The sequence below is a fragment of the Pseudofrankia coriaricola genome, from assembly GCF_032027725.1.
Classification (GTDB): Bacteria; Actinomycetota; Actinomycetes; order Frankiales; family Frankiaceae; genus Pseudofrankia.
The window spans coordinates 67,262-80,749 of the sequence record NZ_JASNFO010000035.1; the positions used below are offsets into that span (position 1 = coordinate 67,262).

At 71.6% G+C, this 13,488-nt stretch carries 10 protein-coding genes; 5 read left to right on the forward strand and 5 right to left on the reverse strand.

The window, feature by feature from the left end; all coding sequences use genetic code 11:
* Nucleotides 1–34: 34 nt before the first annotated feature.
* Nucleotides 35–268, reverse strand: a complete 234-nt coding sequence (locus QOZ89_RS19750; RefSeq protein ID WP_071052191.1) for a hypothetical protein — start codon at nt 266–268, stop codon at nt 35–37.
* 398 nt (nt 269–666) lie between these two features.
* Nucleotides 667–1,041, reverse strand: a complete 375-nt coding sequence (locus tag QOZ89_RS19755; RefSeq protein WP_131804138.1) for a hypothetical protein — start codon at nt 1,039–1,041, stop codon at nt 667–669.
* 486 nt (nt 1,042–1,527) lie between these two features.
* On the opposite strand from QOZ89_RS19755, the gene QOZ89_RS19760 reads away from it, so the two are divergent.
* The 3 genes from QOZ89_RS19760 (at nt 1,528) to QOZ89_RS19770 (ending at nt 6,100) form a co-directional block, all read left to right on the forward strand.
* Entirely contained in the window at nt 1,528–2,463 is a 936-nt protein-coding gene (locus QOZ89_RS19760) for a hypothetical protein (RefSeq protein WP_071052193.1), read from the forward strand.
* 547 nt (nt 2,464–3,010) lie between these two features.
* Entirely contained in the window at nt 3,011–4,576 is a 1,566-nt protein-coding gene (locus tag QOZ89_RS19765) for a TldD/PmbA family protein (protein WP_071052194.1), read from the forward strand.
* Between the two features lie 102 nt (nt 4,577–4,678).
* Nucleotides 4,679–6,100, forward strand: coding sequence for a metallopeptidase TldD-related protein (locus tag QOZ89_RS19770; RefSeq protein WP_071052195.1), 1,422 nt, complete (start codon nt 4,679–4,681; stop codon nt 6,098–6,100).
* A 196-nt stretch (nt 6,101–6,296) separates the two neighbouring features.
* Here QOZ89_RS19770 and QOZ89_RS19775 read toward each other — a convergent pair whose 3' ends face one another.
* From QOZ89_RS19775 to QOZ89_RS19785, 3 genes are all read right to left on the reverse strand, one after another.
* Complete coding sequence (locus tag QOZ89_RS19775) at nt 6,297–6,857, reverse strand: bacterial proteasome activator family protein (RefSeq protein WP_071052240.1); 561 nt, start codon at nt 6,855–6,857, stop codon at nt 6,297–6,299.
* A 146-nt stretch (nt 6,858–7,003) separates the two neighbouring features.
* The gene (locus tag QOZ89_RS19780) at nt 7,004–7,999 is read right to left on the reverse strand and encodes an NAD(P)H-quinone oxidoreductase (RefSeq protein WP_071052196.1); all 996 of its coding nucleotides are present in this window, start codon (nt 7,997–7,999) and stop codon (nt 7,004–7,006) included.
* A 629-nt stretch (nt 8,000–8,628) separates the two neighbouring features.
* Nucleotides 8,629–10,596: an ABC transporter ATP-binding protein gene (locus QOZ89_RS19785; RefSeq protein WP_312624460.1), complete on the reverse strand. Its 1,968-nt coding sequence runs from the start codon at nt 10,594–10,596 to the stop codon at nt 8,629–8,631.
* A 584-nt stretch (nt 10,597–11,180) separates the two neighbouring features.
* Here QOZ89_RS19785 and QOZ89_RS19790 point away from each other — a divergent pair.
* Both QOZ89_RS19790 and QOZ89_RS19795 read left to right on the forward strand, forming a co-directional pair.
* Entirely contained in the window at nt 11,181–12,056 is an 876-nt protein-coding gene (locus tag QOZ89_RS19790) for a SigE family RNA polymerase sigma factor (protein ID WP_241842169.1), read from the forward strand.
* A complete protein-coding gene (locus QOZ89_RS19795) occupies nt 12,053–13,315 on the forward strand; it encodes a hypothetical protein (protein ID WP_071052197.1) in 1,263 nt (420 codons plus the stop codon). Before QOZ89_RS19790 ends, QOZ89_RS19795 begins: the two co-directional genes overlap by 4 nt.
* The last annotated feature ends 173 nt before the right edge of the window (nt 13,316–13,488 follow it).

Below are 13,488 nucleotides of genomic sequence, written 5' to 3' on the forward strand. Positions count from 1 at the left end.
GCTCCCCTCCCCGCTCGGGTCCGAGCTCGGGCCGCTACTGCTGCGCCACCGGCGGCTCGGACGCCGCGAGCAAACGACGCGCGGCCTCACCGAGCAGCTCCCGCGGGATGACGACTCGTCCCTCGCCCACCGGCACATCCATAGCGAGGTGCTGCGGCGGGATGTAGCCCTGCACGATCAGCGTGTCATCGTCCGTGTCATCGTCCGCCGCGTAGACGGTTGGGCAACTTCCGGATGAGCACACACTCACCACAGGCTTTAGCCGCATCGCACGTCCCTCTCACCTGGCTCGAAACCTACACCCGGACGCGCCAACCGGCAAATATGTCGGAATATCTCGGCGAATGGCGCGGGTCGGCGCGCCGAAGATCGCGAATAGTCTCAGTCGCGCGCGGGAAGCGTACCCGGTCGCTCGACGGGAGACGCGGGCCGGGGCGGTTTGTGGGCCAACGGCGTGTTCACCTGCCGTCAGCAGTCGACGGCAGGAGGTCCTGAGGCCAGGGGATATGACCGGAAGCTAGCCCGGGCGTTCGACCGTCGATCACGTTGCGTGCCCAGATTGGCCTTTATCTGTCACGGCCGACTCGGGCGTGACGAATATGCCGGAAGTTCATAAGGAAATCTGGCGGACGGACGAACGTGTTCGGCCGCGGGGCGCAGCCCGGGTCAGTCGTGACCGACGGCGTGCAGCGCCTCGAGCTGCCCAGGTGCGAGCCGGCGGACGATGATGGCGGCCTCATGCGCCGCGACCTGGATACTCGCCGGCGTTGTCATGACGGGATGGCCGGTGACGTAGGCGGCGTCAGCCCGCACCTCGGCTGGAAGCTCGTCCCCAGGACGACCGGCGGCAGACGCGGTGCGCAGTACAGCGGTCGCCTCGGCGTAGATGGGCAGCGAGACTCGCACGGTCGTGACGGCGAGCTCCCCGCGGGTGGGCTCCGAGGTCCGGTCGCCTACAACGTAAAGATCACCGGTCAGGGGATCAGCCCAGACCCCGTGACAGGAGCCCGTGCTACAGGACGCATGAGCCAGTACAAGCATGCGGGGCTCTCTTTCTGTCTTGACCCGTAGCCGGCGCTGGACACGGTCAGACGCTGCATGACGTCCCAGAGGGACGAAGACTGCCGATCCCACCATTGGAACACAGGAACCAGCCCGGACCGGACGTTCCGCGTGACATCGGGGCAATGAGCGGCATTCTTCCGGCAACAGGGCGGGTTCGGCGCACATTGCCGCTATCGACCTATATGCCGGCTTTGCCCGGACGATGCGTACCGCGCGTGCCGCAAGGGCGACCACCGATCGACTCGTTGACAAATATTCTTCCAACTTGTTGCAGCAAGGCGGAGTATGGCCCAGAATTTCTAACATCGAGCAACGACGGCGAGCCAACGGAGGCGCGGCAGACCTAGCCCAGCACCCCGCCATCGCGTGACATCGAGATCATCTCCGGCGTCAAGAAGATCTTGAGGTGAACCACCGGGGGCTGCGGAATCCGCGAGAACAGCGCGGTTGGAAGGAGAGTTCATGCACGAGATGACCTTGTCGGGCCTCGGATCCGGCGTGTCCGCGAAGGACATGATCGTCACAGGCATCGGCCTGACCGCCCTGTCCGTCTGCCTTGGCCGCGCCAGAACGGCCCTATTCGTGGCTATTCCGACACTGATCCTGGCTGGCGCGGCCAACGTGATCGCGTGGCTGACCGGCGCCGATGGGAACACGCCGGGCGGGACGGGCCCGGCATCCACGGCGCCTACCGGCGGCCTCAGCTCCAAGGCGGCCTCTGCCGCCAGCGCGGGGGCGCTGAACGCGGAATCCCAAGGATCGTCGCACCCGCTCCCCTGGGTCCTGGCTCTGCTGGCCGCGGCGCTGGTGGCGCTCCTCATCGCCGGCATCGTGCGGCGGACCCGTGCCCGGACCGTCGAGGGCGCGGGTGCCTCCGACGATGACCCACCTCTGGCCGGGACCGACCCGTTGAACCGTGTCGCCCTCGGCGGTGACCAGTTGATGGCCGCGGATCCCTACCCGGACCTTCCACTCACCGAGAAGTCCGGATGGGACGTCGCCGACCACGGCGACGCGGATGGCGACGGCGGCTGGAGCGGACAGCCCGACTCGGCCGGCTGGCGCCGCCGCCACCGGCCCAGCACCGACTCACGACCAGGAACCGACGCGGACCATTACTCGGCGCGGATGAACCGACTCGCGGTCGAGTTCGTCACCGGAGTCGTGCCTCGACCGGGCAGCGCGGCCCGGATCGACCTGCACGCGCCGACGACCCAGAGTTTCCTGACGGCTTTCACGAACGCGACCGACCTGTTCCTCGGCGCACCTCCGCGAGACCGGCGGCTGTTGCCGGAAGCCCTGAGCGAGGCCGAGCGCTGCTGGCTCCTGGCCAAACGCGGCCCAGGTGGCCACCGCCACGGCGACAACCCCGACAGCGGCCGCGCGGCGGGACCGTGACGGCGATGGAGCCAGCCGCCTGAAATCGAGGGCTGACCAACCAACTTGGTGGGCTAACCGACAATCCTGCCCGGCCTGCACGAGGGGACGGCCGGAGGGAGACGCCGGAGCCGCCGCCGGTCGGCCACATGCCGACCGGCGGCACCGGCGAACCACCCAGTCCGCTGCTCAGAGCTCATCGAGATGACCGGTCGACCTGCTCCACGAATCAGAATCGGCGCCACGAATACCAGTCTGGCGGCGGACCTGACACAGGTACCGCGAACAGGCGCCCCGGCTCGTCCGGTCATCGGGGGGCGGGCCGGGGTCCGCGGGGCGGGACGGTGGGAGACCACCGCCCCGCCCCGCGGTCGTTTGTCCGCTGTCCGCCTCCTGGCACGGCGGCCCGCGCCGAGGCGGCCCGCCAAACCCGCTGGCGCCTCCTACATCGTCGCCGGTTGCCCGTGCCGACGACATACGCGCGGTACTTCCACGCGCGGGCAAGGCCAGGTCCAGCAATCCGCGTCCCGACGCACGCGGCATGACGTGCACGGTCCAGGATGGGGGCATGTCGATTGCCGCCTCGCCGGGAGGGCCCGCGACGCCGCCCCACGACGTCGACCCCGAGTTTCTCGCCCTGCCACGCGCGGCGCTCACCGACGCGGCCCTCCAGACGGCCCGCGACCTCGGCGCGAGCCACGCCGACATCCGCGTCGAGCGGCTGCGCGACGGGTCGCTGTCGTTCCGGGACGGCAATCTGGAGAGCAGCCACGACGGCTCCACCGTCGGCTTCGCGGTCCGGGTCGTGCACGAGGGGACCTGGGGCTTCGCCGCCGGCGTGGACCTCACCGTCGACGAGGCCGTCCGCGTCGCCCGCGAAGCCGTCGAGATCGCCAAGGTCGCCCGGCCACTGAACTCGGAGCCGATCGAGCTCGCCGACGAGGCGGTGCACGCCGACGCCGCCTGGGTGTCCGCCTATGCGGTGAACCCGTTCGCGATCGACGCGCGGGAGAAGGTCGACCGGATCGGCGGGCTGTGCCGGACGCTGCTCGGCTCCCCCAACGTCGACCATGTCGATGGCCACTTCAACGAGGTCCAAGAAAACAAGTACTACGCGGACCTGGCCGGCACCTCGACGGCGCAGCAGCGGGTACGGGTGATCTGCCAGCTGGAGGCGACCCGGGTCGATCCGGCTGGCGGTTTCGAGACCATGCGCACCATCGCTCCCCCGGCGGGCCGGGGCTGGGAGTGGCTGGTCTCGGGGCCGGCCGCCGGCTGCTGGGACTGGGACGCCGAGATCGAGACGGTCCCGGGCCTGCTGGCGGAGAAGGCGAAGGCGTCGTCGGTCGAGCCGGGACGCTATGACCTGGTGATCGACCCGTCGAACCTGTGGCTCACGATCCACGAGTCCGTCGGGCACGCCACCGAGCTCGACCGGGCGCTCGGCTACGAGGCCGCCTACGCCGGCACATCGTTCGCCACTCTGGACAAGCTGGGCGCCCTGCGCTACGGCTCGCAGCTGATGAACATCACCGGCGACCGGACCGCCCCGCACGGCCTCGCGACCATCGGCTACGACGACGAGGGTGTGGCGACCAGCCGTTGGGACATCGTCCGTGCCGGCACGCTCGTCGGCTACCAGCTCGACCGGCGGATGGCGGCGGCGAACGCCGCCCGGCTCGGTGTCACCCGGTCCAACGGCTGCGCGTTCGCCGACTCGCCGGGGCACGTACCGATCCAGCGGATGGCCAACGTCTCGCTCGCGCCGACGCCCGGCGGGCCCTCGACCGCGGAACTGATCGGCGGGGTCGACCGCGGGATCTACATCGTCGGCGACAAGAGCTGGTCGATCGACATGCAGCGCTACAACTTCCAGTTCACCGGGCAGCGCTTCTACGAGATCCGCAAGGGACGCATCGTCGGCCAGCTGCGCGACGTCGCCTACCAGGCGACGACGACCGACTTCTGGGGCGCCCTGGACGGCCTCGGCGGTGAGCAGACCTACCAGCTCGGCGGGGCGTTCAACTGCGGCAAGGGCCAGCCCGGCCAGGTCGCCGCCGTCAGCCACGGCGCCCCGACGACGCTGTTCCGCGGCATCAACATCCTCAACACCCGCCACGAGGCTGGCCGGTGAGCGACCCCCGCCATCCGCCGGTTCGCGCCCTGACGGTCGGTCGACGGGTGCCGCATTGACCCGGGCTCATCGCCCGCTGGGAACGTATACGGGAGGACTCTGGTGACCGAGGCGTCCCACGAGATCGTGGAGCGGGCGCTCGCCGCGTCGCGGGCCGATGGCTGCGTGGTCATCGCCAGCGAGTCGAGCGACGTGAACCTGCGCTGGGCGAACAACACGCTGACGACCAACGGGGCCACCCGCGACCGCTCGGTCACCGTGATCAGCATCATCGGCCGCTCGTTCGGGGTGCGCTCGGTGAGCTCGATCGACTCCGGCTCGGCCGAGGGCGTCGCCGTCGACAAACTCGCCGAACTCGTCCGGGCGTCGGAGGCCGCGGCGAAGGACTCCGACGAGGCGGAGGACTACGCGGAGCTGCTCGCCCCCGGCCGGCCGGGAGCCGCGATCGCCAGGCCGGGCGACGGCGCCTTCGACGAGCCCGCGCGGCACACGTCGACGGCGGTGTTCTCGGCGTTCGCCGCCGATCTCGGCGAGGCGCTGCGGGCGGCCCGGGGAGAGGGCCGAGCGCTCTACGGCTTCGCCGAGCACGACGTGACGACCACCTGGCTCGGCACGTCGACCGGGGTGCGGCTGCGGCACAGCCAGCCGACCGGCTCCGTCGAGTGGAACGCCAAGAACGGGCAGCCTGGCGGCTCGGTCTGGCATGGCCAGTCGACGCACGACTTCACGGACGTCGACGTCGCCGCGACCGATGCCGAGCTGCGCCGCCGCCTGGGCTGGTGTGGCCGCTCCATCGAGCTCCCCGCGGGCAGGTACGAGACGCTGCTGCCGCCGTCGGCCGTCTCGGACCTGATCCTCGACGCCTACTGGTCGGCCGCTGGACGGGACGCTGCCGAGGGACGAACAGTCTTCAGCCGTGCTGGCGGTGGCACCCGGCTCGGGGAGGCCTTCGGCCCGAGCGGGCTGCGGCTGTCCAGCGACCCGGCCGATCCCGACCTGTCCTGCGCGCCATTTGTCTTTTCCGGCCACTCGTCGGCGACGTCGAGCGTGTTCGACAACGGGCTCGCGCTCGGGCGGACGGACTGGTTCGAGGACGGCAAGCTCGCCGCGCTAGTACATACCCGCGCCTCCGCCCGCGCCGCCAGCACGACCCCCACGCCGTTCGTCGACAACCTGACGATGGACGGCGGCGGCACGGCCACGCTGGACGAGATGGTCGCCTCGACCAGGCGCGGCCTGCTGCTCACCTGCCTGTGGTACATCCGGGAGGTGGATCCGGAGGTCCTTCTCCTGACCGGGCTGACCAGAGACGGCGTCTACCTCGTCGAGAACGGCGAGGTCGTCGGGGTCGTGAACAACTTCCGGTTCAACGAGTCCCCGGTCAGCATGCTCGGCCGCATCGCCGAGATCGGTGCGACGACCCGCACCCTGGGCCGCGAATGGGCCGACTGGTTCAAGCTGAGCCGAATGCCGGCACTCCGCATCCCCGACTTCAACATGAGCTCTGTCAGCCCCGCCAGCTGATGAGTCTGGACGCTGGACGCGCCAGCCTCGTGTCGGGCGCCTAGGGCGCCCTCCCGCCTGGATCCGGGGCTGAGGTGTATGGCCGGGGCCGCCGTGGGGCGGGGTCGGGATGTGGTCGGGTTGGCAGTGCGCCAATGCGCTGTCGCCAGCGGTGGCTGGGTCGCGGTGACAGCTCACCAGAAGACGGCCCGGTGGGCTAGAGGTAGGTGCCGCCGCCGAAGCCTTCCTCTCGGGGCTGGCCGCTGGGGAGGGCGCGGCGGCGCATCTCCTCGAGCTGGGCGCGCGCGGCCATCTGCTGCGCGAACAGCGCCGTCTGCAGGCCGTGGAACAGGCCCTCAAGCCAGCCGACCAGCTGGGCCTGCGCGATCCGCAGCTCGCCGTCGCTCGGGGTGTGGTTCTCCTCGAACGGCAGCGTGAGCCGGTCGAGCTCGTCCTTCAGCTCCGGCGCGAGCCCCTCGGACAGCTCGCGGATCGAGCTGCGGTGGATCTCGCGCAGCCGCACTCGGCTGGCCTCGTCCAGCGGCGCGGCACGAACCTCCTCCAACAGCTGCTTGATCATGGTGCCGATCCGCATGACCTTGTCCGGCTGCGAGACCATCGAGGAGAGCGCGGAGCGGACGGACGCACCGTCGACGTTCTCCTCGTCGCCATCTCCCTGGCGTCCGCGGCCAGCTCCGGCCTGGAGCCCGTCCGGCGACTCATGCAGCTGGCCATCCGGCCCCACGATCACCACTCGCTGTTCCGGCTGATTTGTCATGTTCACCATCCTGCCCTCTCGACCCAGCCATCCCACCTGTCGGCGGGTTCGGCTCCGATCCCGTTGAGCCTTACCGGTACGGCTCCGGGCTGTCCGACCGGGAGCCGGTTCCGCCTGGCCACCAGAGTCCCTGGGGGAACGCCTGGTCAGGCTGTCGGTGTGGTCAACAGGACCTTGCCGACGTGGCCGAGGGATTCGACGACGCGGTGAGCCTCGGCGGCGTCGGGCAAGGGAAGCACCCGGTCGATGACCGGGCGGACCGAACCCGCCGCGAACGCCGGCCACACCTCGGCGCGTACCCCGGCCACGATCGTCGCCTTCTGCTCCGCCGGCCGGTGTCGCAACGACATCGCATGGACGGCGCCCCGCTTGACCAGCAGGGCCGACAGGTTCAGCTCGGCCTTGATCCCGCCCTGCAGACCGATCACCACCAGCCGGCCGTCGGGCGCGAGCACGTCGACGTTGCGGGCGAGGTACTTCGCGCCCATGTTGTCGAGGATGACGTCGGCACCGCGCCCACCGGTGGCGTCCTTCACCCGGGCGACGAAGTCGTCGTCCCGGTAGGAGATCGCGACGTCGGCGCCGAGCTCGCGGCAGCGCGCGAGCTTGTCCGGCGTACCGGCGGTGGTCGCGATGAACGCCTTTGGCCGCAGAGCCCGCACCGCCTGGATGGCGAACGTGCCGATCCCGGAAGCGCCGCCGTGCACCAGGAACGTCTCGCCGTCGGCGAGCGCCGCCCGCTGGAACACCGTCGAGTAGACGGTCGACGTGACCTCGGGCAGCCCGCCGGCCGTGACCAGGTCCACGCCGTCGGGCACCGGCAGCACCTGCCCGGCGGGCACGACGACCCTGGTCGCATACCCCCCGCCGGCGAGCAGAGCGCACACCTCGTCGCCGACCGCCCAGCCCTCGACGCCGGGCCCGAGGGCCGCGACCCGGCCGGAGCACTCGAGACCCAGAATGTCCGACGCGCCGGGTGGCGGCGCATAGAAGCCCTGTCGTTGAATCAGGTCAGCCCGGTTGACGGCGGTGGCGACCACCTCGATGGCGACCTCGCCCGGCCCAGGGCCGGCCGGGTCTTCCACCTCATGCCACTCGAGGACCTCGGGGCCGCCTGGGCTTTTCATCGTGACCGCATGCACCTGGCCACCGTAGAGCCAAGGCCGCTGGGTGGGCGAGCGGCCCAACAGGATGGTCAATCGGGCCTGGGGACGGAGGCTTGCTGGGACAGGGTGTTCCCGGTGAGACTGGGTGTTTCAGCACCGATGCGACGGGTAGAGCGGATCTCATGTGCGCGCAGGCGGAGACACGATTTCTCGCTCGGCCAGGCCGGCCGGACGTCCCGTGGGTCTCCCATCCGCGGACGGTCCGGCCGCGGCCGGACGCTCCGCCGCCGCCGTTGGACCCCGACATGCCCATCCCGGACGATCCCGGTCCACTGCTGCCCGACGACCCGGATGACCTGCCGCCCGCCCCGCACGAGCCGTCCCCATACACGGAGCCCGCGCCAGGGACCCCCGAGCCTGAACCGGTATAGGGACGTTTCTCACGTCCGGATCGAGGCGCACCTCGGCCTCGTGACTCGTCAGCGTGGCGCAACCGCGTCCAGTGACAGCGTCTCGGCGCACCGCCGACGCGACCACCACCTCGAGTCCGTGCCACATCAGCCCCGGCCGTACAGGCCACCCCGAAGCCAGGCCAGGAGGGCGCCCTAGCGCCCGACAGGCGGATCGGCGAGCGGTCGCGCCAGCGACCTCCGAGCCGATCCGCCTTATGCGGACGCCGGTCGGTAGAGGCGCGCGTAGGCACCGTCGTCGGCGAGCAGGGCGTCATGGGTGCCGTCCTCGACGACCTGGCCGTGGTCGAGGACGTAGATCCGGTCGGCGTCGCGCACCGTGGAGAGCCGGTGCGCGATGACCAGGGTGGTGCGACCGACCGACAGCGCCTCGAGGGCCTCGCGCACCGCCAGCTCGGAGACGCTGTCGAGCGCGGACGTCGCCTCGTCGAGGACCAGGACTTCCGGGGACTGAAGCAGCACCCTGGCGATTGCCAGCCGCTGGCGCTCGCCGCCGGAAAGCCGGTAGCCGCGCGCGCCCACCCTGGTGGCGAGTCCGTCGGGCAGCCGCTCGAGCAGCGTGCCGAGACAGGCTGCCTCCAACGCGGCGCGCAGTTCGTCGTCGGTCGCGTCCAGCCGGCCATAACGCAGGTTCGCGGCGATCGTTTCGTGGAACAGGTGCGGGTCCTGCGGAACAACGCCGACGACGCGGTGCAGCTCGGTGGGAGCCAGATCGGCCAGCGGCACGCCGCCCAGGCGCACCGTGCCGCGTTGGGGCCGGTACAGGCCGGCGACCAGGTAGGTGATCGTCGTCTTCCCGGCGCCGCTGGCGCCGACGACGGCCGCCGTCGTGCCAGGGGCCACCCGCAGGCTGACCCCCCGCAGGCTCCACTCCGGCTCACCGGCCCCAGCGCCGGTGCCGGTGCCGGTGCCGGCTTCCGCCGCGGGGCCAGGCGAGGTCCCGCGGCCGCGGGAGTCGGCGAGGTCGTAGGAGAACCAGGCGTCGTCCAGCGCGAGCTCGACGCCGCCGCCGAGGGCGAGCGCGACACCGCCGGACGGACGCGCGCCAGGCACGGCGGCCGGGGCCGGCGACAGCGGCCGGGAGGTCCGGGCCGTCGCGGGCCGTCGCGGGCCGCTGCCCGACGGAAGGTCGGTGGGGGTGTCCAGCAGGACGAAGATCCGGGTGAATGAGGCGCCGGCGCTGGCGAGCTCGGAACGCAGGCTGACGGCGGTCGACAGCGGCCCGAACGAGACCAGCAGGGCGCCGCCGAGCGCCGCGACCGTGCCGAGCGACGTCTGGCCGCTGGAGACGAGCGCCGCCCCGAGCGTGACGACCACCATCATCGTGGCGACCAGCCCGAGGTTCACGAGGAGGCGGACGCGCGAGGTCAGCCGCGCCTCCTCCTCGGAGGCCGCGAGCACCTCCTCGGCCGCGGCGCCGAAGCGCTCCTCCTCGTAGCCAGCCCGGTCGAAGAGCCGGACGTGCAGCGCCCCGGAGACCGACGCCGTGTCGGCGGCCCGGGCCATCAGCGTGCCGTCGAGGTCGCGCCGGCGGGCGGACAGCGCGCCGAGCCGGCGCCGGCCACCCCGAATGATCAGGAGGGTGGCCGGGGCGAACACCATCACCGCGAGGCTCAGCCGCCAGTCCAGCGTGAAGATGACCACAAGGCCGACGACGATGTCCGCGGCTCGGCAGACCACCGCCTGGGTGGTGGCCGAGACGGCGTTCTGCGCGTCCACGACGTCGGTGGACAGCACGGTCATCACCTCGCCCTGCTGGGCGCGGGGGAAGAACGAGAATGGCAGTCGCTGCAGGTGGGAGTTCACCGCCTGCCTGATCCGCACCGTCAGCAGCCCGCCGAGCCGCGCGATCAGTTTCATCCGCGCCGCGAGCACCGCCGACTCGAACACCAACAGACCGCAGAGCATCAATACCGGCGGAACCAGGTCGCCGACCTTCCCGGTGGGCAGCGCGTCGTCGACGAGCCGCCGCACGATGAACGGCCCGGCAGCCACGGCCAGCGAGCCGGTCACCGAGAGAAGAAGCAGCACGGCGATCACCCGGCCCTGGTCGGCGAAGAACTGCTCGGCGCGGACGGCCGCCGGCGCCCCGGTGAGCCGCGCGACCGCCCGGGCGTGCCACCGGGTGACGGCACTCGACAGCCGCCGACCCAGCCCACTCAGCGGCCCCGAAGTCCCCGAATCCGAGGAATTGCCGGCTGGCGGGACGATCGGCGGCGCGGCCCGGCCCAAGGCTGGACGATCGAAAGTCACCGGCCTGCTCACACAACCCTCCCGCAACTGGCGATTGCCACCCCGGCTCAGGGTATTGCCGGCCGACCCGGGCGACCCGCACGGGCCAGGCCACGACGGGGCCACTCCGGGCGATGACCGAACCATGCCCGGCACCGCGATGATCATATGATCGGCCTGACCGTCGCACAGCGCCGGCGCCACGGCGTCTGCAGATCGCGGCGGTCATGTAAAGCTCCAGCAGCCCAGATTTTCACCGATATCTGATGAATTTCCGGGTCTATGACCGATAGGCGGCTCTGCCGGACTTCTGCGCGATGACCCGGACGGGGTAACGTGCGGCCAGCCCGACAAGCCGTGGGGAGCGTGCCGTGTACCTCGACAGCGTGAACCTCGACCACATTGGCCGCTCGCGCTATCGGTCGCCGTCGTCGGCGCCGGTCGCCGCGCAGCCGTACCGGACAAGGCAAACAGCGGGCCCGACAATCCTCTCGCCAATGCGGGCGGTTCCGGCGGTGCCAACGACGGGCACACCGCCGCCTGACGCCTTCCCGCCACCATCCCCGCCACCATCGGTCTCCACGCCCCCGCCCGTGAGTCTCGACGGCACCGGGAGCGTTCACGACACCGAGGATTCTCGCGACGCCGAGGACCCTCAGGACGCCGATGATCCCCAGATCTCCAGCGATCCCCAGGTCCCCCAGCACCTCCGGACCTCCGAGCACCAGCGGACGGCCCAGGCCGCCTTCGAGGCCTTCTTCGAGGGCCATCACCGGGAGCTCGCCCGGCTCGCGTTCCTGCTCACGGGCAACAAGGAGGACGCCGAGGACATCACCGCCGACGCGCTGACCTCCGCCTGGATGCACTGGGACCGCGTCCAGGCCGCGGAGAACTCGCTGGCCTACGTCCGGCGCAGCGTCGCGAACCTCGCCGCCAGCCAGGTCCGCCGCCACATCCGGCAGCGCAACCTGCTCGCCAAGGTGGGCAGGCAGCCGGAGAACCCGGCCACGCGCGAGCCGGACGTGCCGCAGGCGCTGCTCCTGCAGTGGGCACTCGACCAGCTGCCGCACCGCAAGCGCCAGTGCGTCGTCCTGCGCTACGGGCTCGACCTGTCCGAGGCGGAGACGGCCGACTGGCTGGGAGTCTCGGTCGGCACGGTGAAGAGCCAGACCTCCAAGGCCGTGAGCGAGCTGGAGCGGCTGCTGACCGCCGGCGGCTCCGGCGCGGGCGCGCCGAGCGACGGCGGTGGGCGCCACCAGCGGCACCCGTCGCGCCCGGGCGGGCGTGGATCGTCCCGCAAGGTGGCCGGCCGCGGCCGGCAGGGCCGCGCGGGCGCACCCTCGGAGCCGACCCGCACCGCGTTCATGTGGCTGCGGGGAGGCGAGGCATGATCCAAGGGCCTCGGCGGCGCAGGATCGTCGTCACCCCCTCCGCCGGCGCCGGCTCGTCCGCGAACCATGGCGAGACCGCTGGGCCTGGTGGCCCCGACGGCCCCAACGGTTCTTCCGACCAGTGGGTGCGCGACCTGAAGGCGTCGCTGCACGAGGGCGATGTCAGCTCTGCCGCGATCAAGTCGAAGATGCTGACGCGGATGGGCACGCCGTCCTCGGCCGAGCGTCCCGGCGCGGCCGGTGCCTGGCCGCCGACGGCTGTTCCCGGACGGCGTCATGCGCGGCGGCGTGCCGCCGCGCCGGCCACCGCGCGTCGAGCCGGAGGGAGCGCGTCGACGCGGCCCGGCCAGTCCAGGCGCCGCCGGCCGCGGCTGGTGTCGGTCGGCGCGCTGGCGGCGGTGGCGAGCGTGATCGGCGCTACCGCCGTCATCGCGACCGTCGCTCACGATAATCAGCCGATCACGGTGAACGCGCCGACGGGCATGCCCGCGGAACTGATGGGAACGACGCCCTCCCCGGCCACACCCACCCCGGTGCCCACGTCCGCCGCGTCAGTCGAGTCGGCCCCGGCCACGCCACCGTCCGTAACTGACGAGCCACCGGACACCGCTCCCGTCACGGCCCCGGCCAGTTCCAGGCCCAGCAATGGCGGCAGCCTGGACAGAGGAGACAACGGCTCGGAAAGGCCGGCCGGACAGAGCGGGCAGGTCAGCCAGAAGTATGCGGCGCGCGGCGCGGACGCGGACACGCTCCCCCGAGAGGCCCAGCTGGTCCTGCCCGGCAGGGGCGTCGCCGACTGGGTGGTCTTCGGGCCCGGCGACGGCGGCGTCACCAGCCGCGCCGCCATCTCCTTCCCGCTGATCGACGCCAGGCGCCTCGCCGGCGTCGGCTATGCGAGGGACGGCTACGACACCCGCGTGTCCTGGTCGGGGGGAACCCCACCGCGCAGCCACGGCACCCGGGTCGACGACCGGTTGAGCATTCCCAATGGCCGCTCGGCGGCGCTGACCGTCTACCGAGGCCCCTACACCGGCACGCTTCTCGTCTACCTCGGTGGATCCACGCGCCTCAGCGTGCGAGTAAGCGCCGCCGGAATGCTGAACAGCGACTACACGCTGAGGCTGTCTGGTTCCAATCCTTTCGGGGTCATCACCATCGACCTCGGTGACCTGCCGGACTGGACACCGGCCACGGTGACGGTGACCGGCACCAGCGGCGACAGGTCGTCACTCTCCCTGGCCGCCGCCGTCCTGCGCTGAGATCCCGCGCCGACGTCGTCCGCTGTGGCGGCCGTCGGCGCGGTCCGCTGTCGACGTGCGGACGGGCTGCCCCCTCATCCCCGGCGAGCTGCTCCTGGACGGGGATGAGCGCGGGGCTGGCGAGTGCCTGGCGACGCCGCGAAATCGAGGGCGCGACGCCCCGGCGAAGAGAG